Below are 18,187 nucleotides of genomic sequence, written 5' to 3'. Positions count from 1 at the left end.
GGCCCCGCCCGGGCCCCTGCCGCTTACCCCGTCCGCCGTGGGCACGTGGCGTGTTCACGACCGCACCGCTGCCTGCGGCCCGCCCGCCCCGCCGATCGAGCCGGCTCAGTCCCGCGTACCGCGAAGCGTCCTGTGGAAAGTGCGAGGGCTCTTGCCCGTGTGCCGGTGGAAGAACTCGCTGGAGTCGGTTGAGTTGGAGGAGCCGAGCTGTAACGAGGACCTTCATCAAGCAACGACGGCCGAGTGGTGTATCCCGAGGAGCGCGGTGATCTTGTCGTGGTCCAGGTCAAAGGAGACGCGGGGCGGCGCTCGCTGTCCGGGGAACGTCTTCCAGATGCGCCTGACCGCGCGGGGCAGGCGGCGGGGCGACGCTGCGTCCCTGTCCACGACCGCCGCCGGTGATGACGGCCACTTTGCCGGAGAGAGATGTCATGAGTCTTCGTCTCGTGCTGGTACGAGCGATGTCGTCGCTGTTTGGGGTCAGAAGTCGGCGGTCGCCCAGAAGCCGTCCTGAGTCGCCCGGTAGAGCCGGCCGGTGGGGGCCGCGACGGTGCCGACGAAGCGAGCCGACTCGGCTGCCGACCACGCGCCCACACCGCTGACGGGCAGGGCGGACAGGATCACATCGTCAACAGTGACGACCTCCGCCGTGCCGTCGCTCGTCGTGGCGGACAGGCTCCAGGCGCCGTCCCGCCGCTCGGCCGTGGTGACAGTGGTGCGGTCGAGCAGTCGGACCCCGGCGGCCGCGGCCTGCCTCAGCATCTCGCTGCGCATCAGGTCACTGATCTCGGGGCCGATGTCGCCGGTCTCCACAAGAGTGGTCGTCCGGCCCGACTCGGCCAGCGCGATGGCGGCGTTGAGCCCGGCCTCGGTCCCGCCGACGACCGCGACGGTGCCGGATACCCGGGAGGCGTCGAGCAGCACATCGTGCGACGTCGGACACGGTCCGAAGAGCGCCCGCCGGTCGTCCGGTACCTTCCACTCGGCGCCGGTGGCGATCAGCACCTGGTCGGCCGCGGCCTTGACGACGGCCTCCGGCGTCGCCGCCGTCCCGAGTCGCACATCGACCTCGAGCCGTTCGAGCTCGGACCGCCACCAGGCGAGCAACGCCGTCATCTCACGGCGGTGGAACGCGGGCGCCGTCGAGTGCCGCAACTGTCCGCCGAGTTCCTGCTCTGCCTCGATCAGCACCACCCCGTGACCACGCAGGGCAGCGGCACGAGCCGCCTCCATGCCGGCGGGTCCACCGCCGACGACGAGGATCCGGCGCCGGTCGGAGACCGGTCGGAGAAGTCGCCGGAACTCGTTGCCCAGCTCGGGGTTGACGACGCACTGCATCCGCTTCTGCTGGGCGATGAACTCCCGAGCGCATTCCGAGCCGGCGATGCAGGGACAAATCTCCTCGCGCCTGCCCTCACGGGCCTTGCGGACCGTGTGCGGGTCGGCAAGTTGGCTGCGTCCCATGCCGACGAGGTCGATGGCTCCCGCGGACACGAACGCCGCCGCCTTGTCGAGTGCCATGCCGAGACGGCTGATCCCGATCACGGGTTTGCCGGTGGCCTCCCGGACGGCGGTCGCCAACGGGACGAGCGAGCCCGGCTCCACGCCCGCCGGCGTGTACACCCACTGCCGCGATTCGTAAGTGCCCGCCGATACGTTGAAGACGTCGATGCCGTCCTCGGAGAGCCATCGCGCCAACTGGAGGTTGTCCTCGACGGAGGCACCGCCCGGTACCCGTTCGTCGGCGCTGAACCGGCAGATGAGGGGAAAGTCGTCGCCGACCACCTGCCGCACCCGACGCACCACACGGCGAGCGAAGCGGGCGCGGTTCTCCAGGCTCCCGCCGTACTCGTCGTCACGCCTGTTCGTCTGCGGCGAGAAGAACTGCGTCAGCAGGTAACCGTGAACCGCGTGAACCTCGATGACGTCGATCCCCGCGTTGACCGCGCGCAGGGCGGCCGCGGCGAACTTCTCGACCATGGCGTCGATCTCGGCTAGCGACATAGGTCGGGGCTGGTCACCGATGGCCGTCGACGTCACGTCCGAGGCGGAGAGCGGCGCGGGAATGTCGGTCGCGATGCCCGCCTTCACCAGGCGCGCACGCGCGTCGCTCTGCCGACCGGCGTGCTAGAGCTGGACCCCGACCTTGGCACCCTCGCGGTGCAGGGCGTTCGCCAGGTCGTTGAGGCCCGGGATGAACCGGTCCTCGTCGATCCTGATCGGCATGCCCGAACCCCGGCCGGTGGCCCAGTCGATACAGGTGTTCTCCACCATGATCAGACCGGCACCGCCGCGCGCCCGCTCGACCATGTAGGCCAGGTGCCGCTCGGACACCTCGCCCTCGGACGTCGCGTACCAGCTGTACATCGAGGTCTGCACCAGCCGGTTCTTCAGCGTGAGGCTGCGGATGGAGAACGGCTCGAAGAGCGGGTCCAGGGAGTCGTCGGTCATGAGTGGCCCCCTCAGAACGCCGTGTCGAAGCCGCCGAAGAGCCGGCTGATCGCCCACCCGTCGGTGGTCTTCCGTACGTCGACCTTGTAGAAGCCGGTGGTGACGAGGCGGACCTGGCCGTCGCTGACCGCGGCTAGCACGAGGAAGGCGTTGACCACGGCGCCGTCCTCGGTCTGCGACACGAACGTCGGGTTGGTCACCGAGTGGCGTCGCTGGTCGGACTGGCTGTCCATGTGACCGCGCAGCCACTCCACAATCGCATCGCGGCCGTTGATGGGCCCGATCTCGACCGACCCAGCGAGGTTGCCTGCGAAGACGGCGTCCTCGGTGAAGGACCGCCCGAGGGCGTCCATGTCGCGCTCGTCGTAGCTCCACGCGTAACGATTGATCACTTCCAGGATCAACAGCCGGTCCGCAGCCTGCTCGGCCGTCAGCTTCGCCGCACTCCTGCCGACGTCCACGAGACCGTTCGCGCGGCCCCAGGCTGGGGTCGGGAGACCTTCCGTTCATGTGCTTTCTCCGTTCATTGATGTCTTACCGATAAATGAGACGGGTGGAGTCGTCCGGCGTGAGCCGACGTCAGCGACCCACCGTCTCGCTGGCGGCTTCGAGAGCCGGTCGGAGCACCTCGCGGCCGAACTGCTCGATAGTGCGTGCCGACCTTTCCAGCACTTCCTCGATCACGTGCGTGCGCGGTGCCGAGCCACGTGATCGATAGCTCCCGAAGAGCTTGCGCATGCCTTGGGCGTAATAGTCGGGCCACTCGGGCGCCACGTCGTCCTGCCAGGTGAACGGTACGTCGGCTGCCCGGCCCAGCCGCTCGGCGAGCTCCGGGAAGGTCACGCTCTGCGGGCCGGTCAGGATAAGAGAACCGCCCATGGGGACGTCGGCAAGGATCTCGGCGACGGCGACCTCCGCGAGGTCGCGGGCGTCCACGGTACTGACCGTCGCATCGCCGGCGGGGAAGAAGAGCCGACCCTCGCGGACGTGGTCCAGCTGGGTCAGCACGTTGTCGAGCCACCAGTCCGGTCGGAGCGCGGACCACGACATCGAGGAACGGCGCAGCCGGGCTTCGACTTCGGCGTGCGGGACGGCACTCGGCACCCGGGGAAGGACGCCGGCCCCATAGGACGAGACCTTGATTACACGGGCCACACCAGCCGACTCCGCCGCATCGATTGCGGCCAACTCCCGTGCCGCTTGGGCCGGGTGAACGGCGTCGCGATAAAAAGCACGTCGATGTCGCGCAGCGCCGGCTCGAGTGTCTCCGGTTGATCGAGATCCGCACGGACGATGTCCAGATCCGAGTCACTTCCGAGCCGCGCGGCCGCCGTGTCATTGCGCGCGAACGCCCGTACCCGCTGTCCACGCAGCCCGGCGAGAACGAGCCTCCCCACCTTGCCCGTGCCGCCGACGATCGCAATGTTCACAAGTCCTCCTTCAGGGCGACACCAGGTCGCCGCGTCGCTTCGACCCGCGTGCTCGGCCCGCCGCACGTCACATGAGATGTGCTATGACCAGTCGACGCTCAGGTACTGCGTCTCCTGGAACTCCCGCAGACCGGCCCTCGCACCCTCACGGCCCAAACCGCTCTCCTTGACCCCGCCGAACGGCGCCGACGGGTCGGACACGACACCGCGGTTGACGCCCACCATTCCGGCCTCGATCGCTTCGCCGAGGCGGAGTCCCCGTCCCAGGTCACCGGCATAGACGTAGGCGGCGAGACCGTAGGGAGTGCCGTTCACCCAAGTCAGCAGATCCGCCTCCGTGCGCCAGACCACCACGGGAGCCACGGGGCCGAAGATCTCCTCCCGCAGGATCGCCGCGTCGGGCGTCACGTCGGTCAGCACCGTCGGCGCGTAGAAGTGGCCTACGTCCGGCACCGATCCCTGGTGGGCGACACGAGCCCCGGAGGCGACCGCCTCGGCCACGAGCCCACGCACGTCGGCCACGGCCTTGGCACCGACGAGGGGGCCGACCTCGCAGTCGTCCGCGAAGGGCGGCCGTACCCGGAGTGCTTCCACAGCCGCGCCGAAGCGGGCCACGAACTCCTCCGCCACATCGGCGTGGACGTAGAACCGGTTCGCCGCGGTGCAGGCCTGCCCGCCATTACGGAACTTGGCGACCATCGCGCCGGCGACCGCCGCACTCACGTCGGCGTCCTCGGTGACCACGAACGGCGCGTTGCCCCCGAGCTCCATCGACGCGTTCACGACCCGGTCCGCCGCCTGCTTGAGCAGCGTGCGGCCGACGGCCGTCGACCCGGTGAAGGAGATCTTCCGCACCCGGGGGTCCTCGAGCCAGGTCGTCACGACCACGGCCGACGACGTCGTCGGCACTAGGTTGACGACTCCGTCGGGCACCCCGGCCTCCTGGAGGAGCCGTACGACGGCGAGCGCGGTCAGCGGGGTTTCTCGCGCGGGCTTCAGGACCACCGTGCAGCCGGCCGCCAAGGCGGGGCCGATCTTCCGGGTCGCCATGGCCGCGGGAAAGTTCCACGGCGTAACAAGTGCTGCCACACCGACGGGCCGATGAGTCACGATGGTGCGCGCACCACCGGCGGGCGCCGCACCGTACTCGCCGTCCGTACGGACCGTCTCCTCGGCGAACCATCGGAAGAACTCCGCCGCGTAGGTCACCTCGGCCCGCGCGTCGGCGAGGGACTTGCCGTTCTCCCAGGCGATGATGCCGGCCAGATTCTCGATGTCGGCGACCATGAGCTCGAAAGCACGGCGGAGCACCTCTGAGCGCACACGCGCCGGGGTCGCCGACCACTCGGCGAGGGCAGCCGCCGCCGCGTCGACCGCGGATCGCGCCTCGGCCGCACCTCCGTCGGACACCAGCGCGATCGTGTCCAGCGTGGCCGGATCCTCCACCTCGAACACCGCACCGTCGGCGGCAGCCGAGGCACGACCGCCGACCCAGATGGCTCGGCCAGGGTCGAGGTCCTTCAGCAGCCCGAGTGGGTGGGCGTCAGCAACGGCAGATGCGGTATGTGTCGTGACAACCCTCGGATCAGATAGCAAATTCTATACGATCTAGGAAAAACATAGTCTGCGTCATCACACCAGAGGTGGCGCGATCTGTCGCTTCGGCCCCCCAGCGTGTCGGGCATGGCAACACGTCTGGGCTTTCGCTCCTGCCACCGCGGCCGGACCACACGAGGCGTCCGGCCTGGATCCGCGCGACGATGTCGTACAGGTGCCTCTCCTGGAGGCGAGTGCCGGCCGGGAAACCTCGGGCTAGCCGGCGTCGCCGGTGCGACGGCCGACGAGGACCGCGATGGAGACAGCGATGATCAGCGCGCCGCCATTGAAGACGTTCGGCACCCAGAACGGGGCACCGGCGAACGTGAGGCCGGTGATGCCCACCGCCAGCAGGAAGGTGCCGACGACGGTGCCCCAGACATTGAACTGCCCTCGCCTGATGGTGGTACTGCCGAGGAAGGCGGCCGCGTAGGCGGGCAACAGGAACTCCGGCCCCATCGACGCGGTCGCCGAGCCCACACGGGCCACCTGCAGTGCGCCGCACAGTCCTGCGATCGCTCCGGCCAGGACGAAGCTGCTGGCCAGGAAGCCTGACGTGCGCACACCGGTGAGGCGGGCGGCTTCGCGGCCCATGCCCGTCGCCCTGAGCAGGCGTCCGAACGGCGTGTGTTCCAGGAGGTACCAAAGGATCAAGGCACCGATGAGGAAGTAGTAGACGGGCAGGTCGAGGCCCAGAAGTTTGCTGTTGGCGATCACCTTGAGACCGTCCGGGATCCCCTGGAAGAGGGTGCGGCCGTTCGTGACGAGGAGATTCAGCCCCGAGAGCACGGTCGCCGTCGCCAGCGTGGCGATGAACGCGTTCACGCCGATGCGCACCACCAGCACCGCGTTGACCGCGCCTATGAAGGCTCCGCAGAGGATCGCCGCCAGAATGGCGACGGAGACGGGCACGCCGCTGATCGTCATCTGAGCGGTCAGGATCGCGGTGAACCCGAGCGTGGCTCCGACAGAGAGGTCGAACTCCCCCGCGGCGAGAGGCAGGACCACAGCCAGCGCCAGGAGGCCCGGCACGGCGTTGTCCCCCAGAAGTACCGTCAGGTTCTCGGTGGTGGGGAACCTGTCCGGGAGCGCGATGCTGAATCCGATGATCAGCAGCAGGAGGAAAAGGACGACGCCGTAGTTCGCAGTGATGTCCGTCAGCCCCCACTTGCGCCCGATGCGCTCGGCCGATGACCCACCGACCGCCGGCCCGGTGGCCGAGCTGACCTCTTCTACGGCCACTCCGGACAGGTCCTGATGTTCTGTCGCCAGGTTTTCGTCCCGCGTCAGGTCACTCATGCTTCGACTCCCTCTCCTGAGGTTGCAAGAACGGTCAGATGCGGCTCCGTGAGGTCTTCGCGCGGGACCTCCGCCACGAGGCGTCCGCGGTTGAGGACGAGGACCCGGTCGCAGAGATGCACGAGCTCCTCGAAGTCGCTGGAGGCCACGAGGATCGCCACTCCGTCGTCGGCGAGTGCCGTGACGATCTGGGCGATCTCCTGCTTGGACCCGATGTCCACGCCCTGGGTGGGCTCGTCCAGGACGAGGATGCGCGGAGCGGTCCGTGTCCACTTGGCGAGGACAGCCTTCTGCTGGTTGCCGCCGCTGAACTTCGACATCGGCTTCTCGGTGCTCGCCGGCCTGATGCCGAAGTGATCCACGGCTGACCGAGCCGCCGCGCGTTCTTCCCCTTGGCGCAGCCGACCGCCCCTCCAGAAAGGTCCGAGATCGCTCAAGGTGATGTTCTGGCGCAGGCTCATCGCCGGGATGCAGCCTTGGCCACGCCGGTCCTGCGGCACTGACGCGATGCCTGCCTTGATCGCGGCTTTGGGAGACGAGATGGACAGCGGTTCGCCGTCCATCAGCAACTGTCCGGACGTCGCGGCCTGCGCACCGGTGATCAATCGCGTCAACTCGCTTCTGCCGCAGCCCAGGAGACCCGTCACGCCGAGGATCTCGCCCTTGCGCAGCGAGAGGTCGACATCGCGGAGCCTGCGCCCCGTCAGTTGCACGCACTGGAGCACGACCTCGTCCGAAGATTTCGCGGTGTTTCGGTCTGACGCGCGTGAACTCACGCCCGAGGATGAGATTGACGATCTCCCGGACGCCCAGGCCGCTCAGTTCGCGGTCAGCCGTCATCTGTCCGTCACGCAGGACCACCAGCCTGTCGGCGAGCTCTCGCACTTCGTCGACGCGGTGACTCACGAAGATGACGCCGGCGCCGGCGTCCCGGGCCTGGCGGAGGGCGCGGAAGACCGTGTGCACCTCGTCCGCGGGCAGTGACGCGGTCGGCTCGTCCAGGATGAGGATGCGGTCGGTGATCGCCGACTCGCTCCCGTCATCCACGAACGCCCGTGCGATAGCCACCATCGTGCGATCCGTGGGAGACAGCGAGGACACGAGCATGTCCGGAGTCACCTCGACGCCGAACCTGTCCAGCGCTAGCTGGACCCGGTCACGGAGCCCCTGCCTGCGGATGGGCCCGAGCAGACCTGTGCCGTACCCGTTGACGAAGGAGAAGTTGTCAGCGACCGTCAACCCTTCGACAAGGCCGAGGTCCTGATGGATGAAGCGCAGTCCGATGTCATGCGCCGCCTTGGGCGCGACCGGGGTCGTCAGATCCCGTCCGGCGACAGTGATCCGTCCGCCCGCGTCGGGGTGGTAGAAGCCGGCGAGAATCTTGATGAGCGTCGACTTGCCCGAGCCGTTCTGGCCGAGCAGTGCCGTGATCTTCCCGGCCGGGAAGTGCGCCGTGAGGCCGTTGAGGGCCTTCGTGCCGACGAACGTCTTCGACAGGTCCTCTACGACGAGACCGCCGGACACGGTATCGAGACCGGATCCTCCGCTGGACAAGGTGCTTTCCTGCATCTACGACCTCCTGTGTCAGGGGTACGGGCGATGAACTGGGGGCCGGGGGCGGGGCAGCCATCGCCCCGCCCCGGGTGCTGTGTGGCTGGGCGAGGATCAGCCGATGCCCACAGCTTCTTGTAGGCGGCCTGGTAGTCGATCCCCGCGTTCCACGGCGCGGTGACGTCCTGCGGAAGGTTCGACTTGTCGAGCAGCTGCGTGGGGTAGTCCTCCGTCTGGAACCCGCGGGCATCGTTGACTGTCTGCTTGCCGTTGAAGACGCGGTTCATCTGGTCGGCCACGGCCCAGCCCATGAGCTCCGACGGACGGGCGAGGGATGCCGCCTGGGTGCCGTCCTTGATCGCCTTCAGGTTCTGCGGATTCCCGTCGACACCGACGATCTTCACCTTGCCGGTCAGGCCTGCCTGCGCGATCGCCGTCGACATCTGCGTGGCCGCGAAGTCGTACGGGGCGTAGATGTAGTCGATCTCAGGGTTCGCCTGCAGCATCGCCTTGACGCGCGACGGGAAGGCCGTCTGGATGTCGGCGATCGAGAAGTCCAGCCGCTTCGCGATCTCGCAACTTGAGCAGACCTTCGGGGGGCCTTCTCGAAGACCTTGACCCCGTTGTTCACTCCGGGGAACTCGGAGTTGTTGACCAGGAGCACCTTCGCGGCGCCGCCACTGTCCTTGGCCACGTAGTCGGCCAGGATCGGGGCCGTCTGCCCGTAGTCGTTGTTCATGACACCGCTCCAGCCCTTGGGGCCGAGCGGCTGGCTGTCGCCGTCAAGGGCGAACATCGCCACGCCGGCGTCTCTCATCTGCTCGAGGAGGCCCGCACCGATGGCCTGCACCGAACCACCCGGCATGAAGATGCCGTCAGCCCCGAGCTGCAGCGCCTGCTTCAGCGCCGCCTGCATCTTCTGCGGGTCACCGGCTGGGTCGATGAGCTGCGTTCGCCAGCCGAGGGCCTTGCCCGCATCGAGGAAGGCATCCCCCGGGCGAGCGCAGCCGACAGCGGCCTCGGCGCACGGGATGCTGATCACGAACTTGTTCTTCGCCGGCTTGGGCGAGTCCTTCGGCGGCGTCCAGCTCGGAGCCTGCATCGCAGCGTCAAGCTGCGACTGAGCCTTGGCCGGGAGCGCGAAGTCCGACGACCCGCTGGATCCGGATCCGCCACCGTCACTGCCTGTCGAGGTGGTACAGCTGGCAAGGGAAAGACTGGCGATACCGGCTACTGCCAGCGCGATCAGTCCACGACGAGAGCCCTCATATGTGACCTCCGCAGGTGTGAGCCCAGTCACGGTTGGCTGGGGTGTTCCGAGAGCGTAGCCCAGAGATTTAATATCGTATATAATCTCATCCACGATTTCGGGTCACGCTTTGCTTACGAGACCGGCCGAAAAGTGCGGACCTCGCGCGATCTCTCACGTATTCACATCGTGGAGCTTATCGTATATGATTTCAGATACCTTAGGAGGTTGGATGACTGCCAGACCACTCGGCGAGCGACCCGGGAAGATCATCGCCGTCCATCTGAACTACCGCTCACGCGCCGAGCAGCGCGGCCGTGTTCCGCAACATCCCTCGTACTTCTTGAAGCCGGCGTCGTCGCTCGGCCAGTCAGGCGGAATGGTGGAGAGGCCTGCGGGCACCGAACTCCTGGCGTTCGAGGGTGAAGTGGCGATCATCATCGGCACCTCGGCCCGCAGAATCTCGCCCGATGCGGCGCGCGAGGTCATCGCCGGCGTGACGGCTGCCAATGACTTCGGCCTGTACGACCTTCGTACGGCCGACAAGGGGTCGAACCTGCGCTCGAAGGGTGGGGACGGCTACACGCCCCTCGGGCCGAACGTCATCGACGCCTCTTCCGTCGACCTCGCCGAGCTCCGTGTCCGGACCTGGGTGAACGGCGATCTGGTCCAGGAAGACCATACCTCGACGCTCCTGTTCCCCTTCGAGCAACTCGTGGCCGACCTGTCGCAGATGCTCACCCTCGAAGCAGGTGACGTCATCCTCACCGGGACGCCGGCCGGCTCCTCCGTGGTGCAGCCCGGCGACACCGTAGAGGTGGAGGTCGACGCGCCGTCGGCGCCGGGCAACCCGTCGAGCGGCCGCCTTGTCACCCACGTGACCCAGGGGCATGTCCCCTTCGCGGACTTCGGCGAGAAACCGTCGATGGACGATCGGCAGCGCCGGGAGGCCTGGGGTTCGACCCCGCCGGAGGAAGAGAACATCCCTGAGCCCGACTGGGCCGGCCTGACCGCCGACGTGGGTACGGCCGCCTTGAGCGCCGAACTTCGGCGCCGCGGATACGTCGACGTCTTCCTAGACGGCGTCACGCCGCTGAAGCCGGGAGTCAAGATGGCTGGGAGGGCACGCACGCTACGCATGATCGCCTTCCGACCCGACCTCTTCGCGTCGCACGGAGGCGGTTACAACGCGCAGAAGCGGGCCTTCGACTCCCTCGGCCCGGGTGACGTCCTGGTCGTCGAGGCCCGCCGCGATTCCACCGCTGGGACAGTCGGCGACATCCTGGCCTTGCGGGCGCAGTGGCTCGGGGCAGCGGGGATCGTCACCGACGGGTGTGTCCGCGACAGCGGATTCCTCAGCACCTTCGAACTGCCGGTCTTCGCCCAGGGTGGCCACCCGTCCGTGCTCGGCCGACGCCACGTCCCGTGGGAGACCGACGTGACCGTCACCTGCGGTGGTGCCGCCGTCCAGCCCGGCGACCTGGTCGTGGGCGACACGGACGGCGTGATCGTCATCCCGTCGGCGATCGCGGACGAGGTGGTCGCTGCCGCTAGTGCGCAGGAGGCCGAGGACGCCTACATCGCACGACAGGTCACGAACGGGGCGAAGGTCGACGGCCTGTTCCCGATGAACGCCGAATGGCGCGCCCGGTTCGAAGCGGACGCCGACCCCACTTGATCGAACCCACACCAGTCAGCCAAGCCTTGACCGGGAGTGATCCGGTCGCCGATCAGGAGTACCCATGACGCTGCACAAGCCCGAGAACCTCCCCACGCACATCCAGCACTTCATCGACGGTAAGTGGACGGACAGCGTGTCCGGCAAGCAGTTCGACGTCCTCGAGCCCGTCGAGAACTCCGTCTACGCGACCGCTGCCGCCGGGCAGAAGGAAGACGTCGACCTCGCGGTGGCTGCCGCGCGCCGTGCCTTCACCGACGGACCCTGGCCCACGCTTGTGCCCCGGCAGCGTTCGCGTGTCCTGCACCGCATCGCCGACCTGGTCGAGGCAAGCGATGCGCGCCTGGCCGAGCTCGAGACCTTCGACACGGGTCTGCCCATCACTCAGGCACTCGGTCAGGCACAGCGTGCGGCAGAGAACTTCCGCTTCTTCGCCGACCTCGTAGTGGCCCAGGCAGACGACGTCTACAAGGTGCCGGGCAAGCAGATGAACTACGTGAACCGTTCCCCCATCGGCGTCGCGGGACTCATCACCCCGTGGAACACCCCGTTCATGCTCGAGAGCTGGAAGCTGGCCCCGGCGCTGGCCACCGGCAACACGGTCGTGCTCAAGCCCGCCGAGTTCACACCGCTGTCCGCCAGCCTCTGGGCCGAGATCTTCCGCGAGGCCGGGGTCCCCGACGGAGTGTTCAACCTGGTCAACGGCATTGGCGAGGAGGCGGGCGATGCCCTGGTCAAGCACCCGGACGTGCCGCTGATCTCGTTCACGGGTGAGAGCAGCACCGGATCGCTCATCTTCGGCAACGCCGCGCCCTATCTGAAGGGACTGTCGATGGAGCTGGGCGGCAAGTCCCCCGCGATCGTGTTCGCGGACGCCGACTTCGACGCCGCCATCGACGCCACCCTCTTCGGCGTGTTCTCGCTGAACGGTGAGCGCTGCACCGCGGGCAGCCGCATCCTGGTCGAGCAGAGCATCTACGACCGCTTCGTCGAGGCCTACGCCGCCCGCGCCGAAAAGATCGTCGTCGGTCCTCCTCACGACCCGCGCACAGAGGTGGGAGCCCTGGTGCACCCCGAGCACTACGCCAAGGTGCTCAGCTACGTCGAGCTCGGCAGGCAGGAGGGCCGCCTTGTCGCGGGCGGCGACAAGCCGGAGGGCCTGGAGCACGGCAACTACCTGCGACCGACCGTCTTCGCCGACGTCCCCTCCTCCGCGCGTATCTTCCAGGAGGAGATCTTCGGCCCGGTGGTGGCCATCACGCCGTTCACCGATGACGAGGAGGCTCTCTCCCTCGCCAACAGCGTCAAGTACGGCCTCGCGGCCTACATCTGGACGGGGGACCTGCGTCGCGCCCACAACTTCGCGTCCCGGGTGGAGGCCGGCATGGTCTGGCTCAACTCGAACAACGTCCGCGATCTCCGCACTCCGTTCGGCGGCGTGAAGGCTTCGGGCCTAGGGCACGAGGGCGGCTACCGCTCGATCGACTTCTACACGAACCAGCAGGCGGTACACATCACCCTGGGTGAGTCGCACAGTGTCCGCTTCGGCACCGGCGTCTGAGCGTCACGAAGGAGGTGTGTCCATGCTCGATCCCCAGACCATCCAGGCCATCGCCGACGAACTGGCCGCAGTGACGACCGGCACCGAGCTGATCCCGCTCATCACCCAGCGCTACCCGGACATGACCGTCGAGGACGCATACGCCGTTCAGGGCGTCTGGGCCGCTCGGAGGCTCGACGCCGGACGGCACATCGTCGGGCACAAGATCGGCCTCACGTCGAAGGTGATGCAGGCGGCGACCGGCATCACGGAACCGGACTACGGCGTCATCTTCGACGACGTGCTCTTCGAGAGCGGCGCCGTCATCGACTTCGACCACTTCGCCAACGTTCGGATCGAGGTCGAGCTCGCCTTCGTCCTCGATCGCGACCTCAAGGAGGACGCGACGATCTTCGACGTCCTCGACAGCACGGCGTACGTCGTCCCCGCTCTCGAGATTCTCGAGTCCCGCATCGAGCTGCAGGGCCGCACGATCGTCGACACGATCTCGGACAATGCCGCGCTCGGCGGGGTCGTGATCGGCGGGCGTCCGGTGCGGCCCAATGAGGTCGATCTGCGCTGGGTCTCAGCCCTGCTCTACCGCAACGAGGTCATCGAGGAGTCCGGCGTGGCGGCTGCCGTCCTGGGCCACCCCGCGACCGGGGTTGCCTGGCTGGCGGGCAAGCTGGGCCGGCACGGAACGGCCCTGGCTGCCGGCGAAATCATCCTGGCGGGTTCCTTCACGCGCCCCATGTGGGTCGAGAAGGGCGACACCGTCTACGCCGACTACGGTCCGCTGGGAGCAGTTACATGCCGATTCCGATGACTCCGAACACCACCTGGCGGGAGGCGCTCGCGTCGGCAGAACGGCCCCTCGTCGGGATGTGGGTGTGCTCAGGCAGCCCGCTCGTCGCCGAGATCTGCGCCGGGAGCGGGCTGGACTGGCTGCTCATCGACGCCGAGCACAGTCCGAACGACCTCGCGTCCATCCTTGCCCAGCTCCAGGCGGTGGCGGCCTATCCCGTCACCCCGCTGGTACGACCGCCGTCCGACGACCAGGTGACCATCAAGCAGTATCTCGACCTGGGCGCCCAGAACCTGTTGATTCCCATGATCGACAGCGCGGACCAGGCCCGGGCCGCGGTCCGCTCGACACGCTACCCACCGGCCGGTGTACGCGGTGTGGGAAGCGCCCTGGCCCGGGCGTCCAGGTGGAACCGGACCCCGGACTACCTCGACCATGCCGAGGGACACGTGTCTCTGGTCGTCCAGATCGAGTCCACCGAGGCGGTCGGGAACTGTCGCGACATCGCGGACGTCGACGGTGTGGACGCCGTCTTCGTCGGCCCGTCGGACCTCGCGGCCTCCATGGGCAAGCTCGGCCGACAGGACCACCCCGCTGTGCAGGATGTGGTGCGCTCGGTGATCGAGGACGTCCGTCGTGCAGGTAAGCCGGTGGGCGTGAACGCCTTCAAGCCGGAGACAGCACACCTGTACCTCGATGCCGGAGCGGACTTCGTCCTCGTGGGGGCGGACGTCGCGCTCCTTGCCCGGGGGTCCGAGTCACTGGCGTCCATGTACATCCACAGCGCCGGCGACGGCCCCAGCTCCAGTTATTGACCAACCGGCCACCGCCGCACCGCGGTGCGGCTCACGAGATGATCACGATCATGGGCTGCGGCTGCGTGGGGTGCCGGAGGGCTGAACCCCCGGGTTCATGAGTCCATCCGACAAACTGTCGCGAAGAGCGGGCCGCAAGGTCGCCCTCCACCACCAGCGACTCGTTTTCGTGCGACGGCCGGATCGAGGAACTCCTCGATCCGGCCCGAGTGCATCGAGAAGAGGCTCGGTGAGGGCGCTATGGAGACACCGCCGTTTTGTTCGGTGGCCTCGTGCGAACGCGACGTACCGAGGGCGTGGGGAGCAACTGTGCCGCGTAGACCGCGGGGTGGGTCAGGCTCCTGAAGCCTGCCGGGACTCGTCGAACGCTCGTCGAGTCCCGAATTTGTGCATCCGTGCGGCGAGCTCGATCTCGCGATCGGGCGCGCGGTCGCTGATGAGCGTCAGGATGTGCTCGTGCTCGGCGAGCGAGATCTGAGCGCGTCCCGGAACGAAACTGAAGGTCGAACGGCGGATGGCCGACAGCTGGTTCCACTCGCGATTGACCAGAGTCAGTAGGTGCTTGTTCGGACACTTCGAGCACAGCAGCTCGTGGAACTGCTGGTTGAGCGACGTGAACCCGATCGGATCGAAGTTCTCCGTCGACTCACGCAGCTGCTGGTTGAGCTTGTGCGCACGCTTGAGCTCCGCCTTCGTCAGGTGGGGGGCCGCCAGTGCCGTGGCCACGCCCTCGAGGTAGGCCAGGGCCTCCATGGCGTCGTCGTAGGCATGCTGGTCAATGCCGGTCACTGTGGCACCCACGTTGCGCTGGAAGTCGACGAGGCCCTCCGCCTCCAGCTTGCGCACCGCTTCGCGAACCGGCACAGCACTCACGCCGAACTCATCGGCGACCTTGCCGAGGACCAGGCGATGCCCGGGGGAATAGGTGCCACTCGTGATGCGCTCACGCAGCGCCCGGTACACAGCCTCGGACTTCGACGCGCCCTTCGCCTGGGAGGCCGTACTGGCGCTAGTGACCATGCTGGGGCGTCCCTCATTCGGCGGCCTGGGTGCGGTCTCGGCGACTGCTCATCCTATCCCAACGGTAAGTCTCGGCGGCCCGCGTGGGCCACTTCACGCCTGTAGCGGCACCCGGCGCGGGGCGCCGCTACAAGACATGGAGAGTGTCCAGTCGCCCTTCACGAGCGTCGGCAGGTCAGGCGCCGGGCCACTTGACGAGCGTCCCGGCGTCGACGGGAAGCTGGACACCCGTGATGGAGCGAGCCTCGTCCGAGGAGAGCCAGAGGACGGCATTGCTGACCTCGTCCACCTCGACCCAGGGCTGGTCCAGGAGGATGAAGGACTTGAAGGCGTCACCCGCGTCCTCACGAGTCGGCTTGTCGAGGTCCGGTCGGAAGACCTTGTACACCGCGTCGTCGAGGATCATCTTTCATGGACGGAGGACGATTTCCCCAACGCGGAGAAGTGGGGTATCTCGACTTTCTCACCGGCGGACCTGCGTTCGACGAGTGACGCCCTGCTGGAGTGGCTCGCCTCGACCGGCTGCACGCGTGTCGCCGTACACCTCGACGTCGACGTCGTCGACAGCGACGAAGTGCTGCTCGGGCTGGGCGCCGAGCCGGGAGGGCTCACCTCCGCACAGGTTCGCAGGCTCATCACCGACATCGGCGAGGCGGCCGAGGTCGTCGGGTTCACCATCGCGGAGTACATCCCTCGACAGGTGATGGCAGTCCGGCGGCTCGTGGAGGGCCTGCCCCTGCTCTGAGGGGGCGTTCGGGCGCGGCCGGTGCTGACAACCTCGTGACGCGGTCCGCGTGTCCGCGCCAACTGGCGGGACGCCGCGCCGGCCGACCCTGAGGGTGCCGAAGACGCACGCAGGAGCGTGGGCACGGCCGCCTGCCGTGCCCGCCCCTCAGGGACTCGTCATGTCACTCCCCTGGCACACGTCCCTCGGCGGCGGCCAACTGGTCGTAGCCCGACTGCGCGAAAAGCCGTTGCAGCTGCGGCCGGCGCACACCCACGTTGCCGCCGTCGAACAGCGGATAGGCGAGCACGTCCTGGAGCAGCCCGGCCAGCGGGCGTGCGGTCGTGTACGCCTCCGCGCCGACGGCGCGCATCCCGTCGTAGACAACCTGGACGGCTGTCTCCGAGGCGAACACCTTGGTCGCCAGCGACAGTTCGGTGCCGCGTCCGCCGGTCTTGTCGAAGTAGTCGCACGCCTTCCAGGTCAGGTAGCGGCACGCCTCCAGGCGGGCCTTCATGTCGGCGAGGAGAGTGCCGACATTCTGGTGCTCGATGACGGGCACGGCGCCACCGCGCCGCTCGGTTCGGGCAAAGTCCAGCACCGCCTGGAAGGCCGCCCGCATGAGGCCCACGGAGAACGCGCCGACCAGGCCGGCGGTCGCGCTGAACGCCGTCTCCAGGATGCGGATACCATCGCCCGGCGCACCCAGGATGTTCCCGGCCGGGACACGCACCTCGTCGAAACGCACCCGCGACACCAGCGCGCCGCGGTGTCCCACGGTCTCCATCGAGCCCAGCACGGTCAGCCCGCGCTCCGGCCGGGGAACCAGAAAGACGGCCAGGGACTCCTGCGGCGGGGCCTCCAGGTCCGTGCGGGCAGCCACCGCTAACAGGTCGGCGCCCTCGCCGTCCCAGCCGGTGGCGTGCGGGATGAACTGCTTCGTCCCGCTGATCACCCACTCGTCGCCGTCGCGCCGCGCGACAGTCTGGATGCCGGTGCCGGGATACGGGGACTGGAAGTTCGCGGAGCCGCCCGGCTCACTGAAGGCGAGTGCGGCGAGCGGCTCGCCGTCATCGGCGAGGAACGGCGGCAGCAGCCTCTCCTGCTGCTCCGGTGTGCCGAACATGAGCAGGGGCATCAGGCCGAGGCCGGTGGAGAACAGCGACAGCGGAACGTCGGCGTCGACCGCCCACAGTTCCTCGGCCACCAGCGCCAGGTCGAGCAGACCGGTCATGGTTCCGCCCATGGGCGGCGGCACCTGTTGCCGCAGCAGGCCGGCGCGCACCAGTTCGCGGTAGAAGGGGCGGGTCGCGGCAAACCGCTGCTCGGGAGTACCGAGACCGGTCAAGGCGGCCGGTACGTCGCCGAGCACCTCCCCGGCGACCTTCCGGGCATGGAGCTGCCTCTCCCGCTGCTCGGGACCGAGGGTGAAGTCGATGGTCATCGGCGGTGCCTTCCTCGTTTCAGGGGGGCTGCTGTGTACGGACACTGTCGGGCAGGAAGGCGCCGCACGGTTGTTCCCCGCGGCACGGCCTGTTGTCGTAGCGTGCACACGTCGGCGGAAGGGAGACCGCAATGCCCATGGAGAGCACCCCGACTGACGGAACCTCAGCGGACCGGTTCGAGTTCTGGCGGGCGCTGGTCGGCCACAGTTTCGTACCGCTGGAGGCCCTGCTCCGCGAGACTGCCGATTTCCGGGCCACCCTGCGCAGTGCCCGCCCCGGTCCGCTGCAGGTGTCGGCGTCGAGGCGAACGCGCACGGCGTCGCGCACACCCGACGGCACATCGCCGCCGACCTTCCCGACTTCGTGAAGGTCAGCCTGCAACTGGCCGGCCGGTGCGTGCTCACGCAGCAGGACCGGCAAGTGCTGCTCGAACCGGACGACCTGGCGCTCTCCGACACCGCTTCCCGTACACGCTGGACTTCGACCACCCGTACCGCATGCCCGTGGTTGATGTTCCCGCGCGTCATGCCAAAGGCTTACGGAGGACATAGCGGCGGGGCCGGGACGGTCGTACTGTCCCGGCC

Annotated in this window: 17 protein-coding genes and 3 pseudogenes; 7 read left to right on the top strand and 13 right to left on the bottom strand. The window is 68.1% G+C overall.

The genetic code is table 11. From position 1 onward, the window contains the following. Positions 1-480 precede the first annotated feature (480 nt). From ACFU53_RS38360 to ACFU53_RS38315, 10 genes and pseudogenes are all read right to left on the bottom strand, one after another. Positions 481-1,338, bottom strand: a complete 858-nt coding sequence (locus ACFU53_RS38360) for an FAD-dependent oxidoreductase (protein WP_384003589.1) — start codon at positions 1,336-1,338, stop codon at positions 481-483. A gap of 75 nt (positions 1,339-1,413) precedes the next feature. Beyond that, positions 1,414-2,451: pseudogene (locus ACFU53_RS38355) on the bottom strand (NADH:flavin oxidoreductase); the annotation flags it as partial. A gap of 11 nt (positions 2,452-2,462) precedes the next feature. Beyond that, on the bottom strand, positions 2,463-2,912 hold the full coding sequence (locus ACFU53_RS38350) for a nuclear transport factor 2 family protein (RefSeq protein ID WP_384003573.1): 450 nt from the start codon (positions 2,910-2,912) through the stop codon (positions 2,463-2,465). Positions 2,913-3,030: 118 nt separating this feature from the next. Then, the gene (locus ACFU53_RS38345; protein WP_384003570.1) at positions 3,031-3,606 is read right to left on the bottom strand and encodes a hypothetical protein; all 576 of its coding nucleotides are present in this window, start codon (positions 3,604-3,606) and stop codon (positions 3,031-3,033) included. Next, entirely contained in the window at positions 3,594-3,881 is a 288-nt protein-coding gene (locus tag ACFU53_RS38340) for an SDR family oxidoreductase (protein ID WP_384003567.1), read from the bottom strand. Before ACFU53_RS38340 ends, ACFU53_RS38345 begins: the two co-directional genes overlap by 13 nt. Positions 3,882-3,962: 81 nt before the next feature. Next, positions 3,963-5,336 (bottom strand): NAD-dependent succinate-semialdehyde dehydrogenase, encoded by a 1,374-nt coding sequence (locus ACFU53_RS38335; protein ID WP_384003565.1) that lies wholly within the window; start codon positions 5,334-5,336, stop codon positions 3,963-3,965. Between the two features lie 357 nt (positions 5,337-5,693). Next, positions 5,694-6,776 (bottom strand): ABC transporter permease, encoded by a 1,083-nt coding sequence (locus ACFU53_RS38330; protein WP_384003586.1) that lies wholly within the window; start codon positions 6,774-6,776, stop codon positions 5,694-5,696. Then, positions 6,773-7,552, bottom strand: a complete 780-nt coding sequence (locus ACFU53_RS38325; RefSeq protein ID WP_384003582.1) for an ATP-binding cassette domain-containing protein — start codon at positions 7,550-7,552, stop codon at positions 6,773-6,775. The genes ACFU53_RS38330 and ACFU53_RS38325 overlap by 4 nt, the downstream gene beginning before the upstream one ends. Before the next feature lie 220 nt (positions 7,553-7,772). Further along, positions 7,773-8,345, bottom strand: a pseudogene (locus tag ACFU53_RS38320) (ATP-binding cassette domain-containing protein); the annotation flags it as partial. Beyond that, positions 8,279-9,429, bottom strand: a pseudogene (locus ACFU53_RS38315) (sugar ABC transporter substrate-binding protein). The pseudogenes ACFU53_RS38320 and ACFU53_RS38315, both read right to left, overlap by 67 nt. Before the next feature lie 379 nt (positions 9,430-9,808). On the opposite strand from ACFU53_RS38315, the gene ACFU53_RS38310 reads away from it, so the two are divergent. The 4 genes from ACFU53_RS38310 to ACFU53_RS38295 all read left to right on the top strand — a co-directional run bounded on the left by ACFU53_RS38310 (position 9,809) and on the right by ACFU53_RS38295 (position 14,414). Then, positions 9,809-11,254 carry a fumarylacetoacetate hydrolase family protein gene (locus ACFU53_RS38310; protein ID WP_384003562.1) on the top strand — a complete coding sequence of 482 codons (1,446 nt, stop codon included), beginning with the start codon at positions 9,809-9,811 and terminating at the stop codon, positions 11,252-11,254. Between the two features lie 64 nt (positions 11,255-11,318). After that, positions 11,319-12,815, top strand: coding sequence for a 5-carboxymethyl-2-hydroxymuconate semialdehyde dehydrogenase (gene hpaE / locus ACFU53_RS38305; protein ID WP_384003559.1), 1,497 nt, complete (start codon positions 11,319-11,321; stop codon positions 12,813-12,815). 22 nt (positions 12,816-12,837) lie between these two features. Beyond that, positions 12,838-13,620: a fumarylacetoacetate hydrolase family protein gene (locus ACFU53_RS38300; protein ID WP_384003556.1), complete on the top strand. Its 783-nt coding sequence runs from the start codon at positions 12,838-12,840 to the stop codon at positions 13,618-13,620. Beyond that, a complete protein-coding gene (locus ACFU53_RS38295; RefSeq protein ID WP_384003553.1) occupies positions 13,617-14,414 on the top strand; it encodes an HpcH/HpaI aldolase/citrate lyase family protein in 798 nt (265 codons plus the stop codon). Before ACFU53_RS38300 ends, ACFU53_RS38295 begins: the two co-directional genes overlap by 4 nt. A 333-nt stretch (positions 14,415-14,747) precedes the next feature. On the opposite strand, the gene ACFU53_RS38290 is transcribed toward ACFU53_RS38295, so the two are convergent. Both ACFU53_RS38290 and ACFU53_RS38285 read right to left on the bottom strand, forming a co-directional pair. Next, positions 14,748-15,434, bottom strand: coding sequence for a GntR family transcriptional regulator (locus tag ACFU53_RS38290; RefSeq protein WP_384003551.1), 687 nt, complete (start codon positions 15,432-15,434; stop codon positions 14,748-14,750). 175 nt (positions 15,435-15,609) lie between these two features. Next, positions 15,610-15,840 (bottom strand): SDR family oxidoreductase, encoded by a 231-nt coding sequence (locus tag ACFU53_RS38285; protein ID WP_384003579.1) that lies wholly within the window; start codon positions 15,838-15,840, stop codon positions 15,610-15,612. Between ACFU53_RS38285 and ACFU53_RS38280 the strand changes: the two genes are divergently transcribed. Next, positions 15,736-16,179 carry an arginase family protein gene (locus tag ACFU53_RS38280; RefSeq protein WP_384003576.1) on the top strand — a complete coding sequence of 148 codons (444 nt, stop codon included), beginning with the start codon at positions 15,736-15,738 and terminating at the stop codon, positions 16,177-16,179. The two genes, ACFU53_RS38285 and ACFU53_RS38280, sit on opposite strands and share 105 nt — an antisense overlap. 163 nt (positions 16,180-16,342) lie before the next feature. Here the strand turns inward: ACFU53_RS38280 and ACFU53_RS38275 are convergent, their stop codons facing one another. Further along, complete coding sequence (locus ACFU53_RS38275; protein WP_384003548.1) at positions 16,343-17,602, bottom strand: acyl-CoA dehydrogenase family protein; 1,260 nt, start codon at positions 17,600-17,602, stop codon at positions 16,343-16,345. A gap of 131 nt (positions 17,603-17,733) precedes the next feature. Between ACFU53_RS38275 and ACFU53_RS38270 the strand changes: the two genes are divergently transcribed. Both ACFU53_RS38270 and ACFU53_RS38265 read left to right on the top strand, forming a co-directional pair. Next, positions 17,734-17,970 (top strand): hypothetical protein, encoded by a 237-nt coding sequence (locus tag ACFU53_RS38270; protein ID WP_384003545.1) that lies wholly within the window; start codon positions 17,734-17,736, stop codon positions 17,968-17,970. Beyond that, the coding region (locus ACFU53_RS38265; protein WP_384003542.1) for a hypothetical protein at positions 17,967-18,187 on the top strand (221 nt) is incomplete at its 3' end. The genes ACFU53_RS38270 and ACFU53_RS38265, both read left to right, overlap by 4 nt.

The organism is Streptomyces sp. NPDC057474, from assembly GCF_042802555.1.
Classification (GTDB): domain Bacteria; phylum Actinomycetota; class Actinomycetes; order Streptomycetales; family Streptomycetaceae; genus Streptomyces.
Note: the sequence above shows the minus strand (reverse complement) of the source record. Positions and strands in the feature narration are given on the sequence as shown.